We start from the raw sequence: 912 nt of genomic DNA, 5'->3' as shown, positions 1-912 counted from the left end.
GTCGTGGACATCGGCTACTGCGGCATCTGCGCCACCATGTGTACGTATTTGTTCTGTCCGTCGGTAGCCATGCTCCTCACTTCCCGCTCATGCGCTCGACCACGGGCGCAAACTGTTCGTAAGCCCTATCACCGATCGTAAAGTAGGAGAATCCGAACTCCTCGCGACGTTGTTCGAGCTGCTCACAGATGTCATCGACCGACCCGACGAGAGCATGCGGAAATGCCCGGAGCTCGGCTCGGTTGAAGCCGGTGCGATCGATCAGGGCCTTTTCGGTGACGTCGGTCTTGCCCTCGATCGCCACGAAATACGCGCCGGTCTCGATCTCGATGTCTCCGAACCGATCGCCGGCGCCGTCCCGAACCCAGTCCATCTTCTTGTGGGTCTCTTCGACGGTGGAGGTGAGCACACTGTCCGAACCCAGGACACCCGAACGGTTGTTGAAGTTGATGCTCGCGATGTCGGCGGTCCTACCGGCAAGCGTCAGGACCCGGCGAGCGCCGCCTCCGACCATGATCGGGGGCGCGGTCTCGGGTACGGGCAGCGGAGCGAACCCCGCTGCCTTGACGATCTTGCCGTCCACGTCGATCTGTTCGCCGCGGAACTGCTGGGCGATGAGTTCGATCGTCTCCTCGAGACGGTCCACCCGGGACCCCGCCGAAGGGAAATCGATACCCATGGCTTCGTATTCGGCCCCGAGCCATCCCGCTCCCAGCCCGATCTCGATCCGGTCGGGCGCGAACATCGCAAGCGTTGCAGCCTCTTTGGCCAGCACAACCGGTTCGTGGTAGCTGGTGCAGAACATTCGGCACCCCACCTTCAGGGTCTCGGTCACCTCGGCCGCCACGGCCATGCTCGTGATCGGGGCCATCGTCACCGGCCGATGGCCCCGATCACGAGCATGGCCGTGGC

General features: G+C 63.4%; 1 protein-coding gene. It reads right to left on the bottom strand.

Annotation, left to right across the window (positions count from 1 at the left end; genetic code table 11):
* Positions 1-76: 76 nt before the first annotated feature.
* Positions 77-912, bottom strand: an 836-nt coding sequence (locus CSW57_RS24190) for a TIGR03621 family F420-dependent LLM class oxidoreductase (protein ID WP_099385140.1), incomplete at its 5' end; no start/stop codon positions are given.

The organism is Williamsia muralis (assembly GCF_002735905.1).
Taxonomy (GTDB): Bacteria; Actinomycetota; Actinomycetes; order Mycobacteriales; family Mycobacteriaceae; genus Williamsia; species Williamsia muralis_A.
This window is presented reverse-complemented; position numbering and strand designations above follow the sequence as displayed.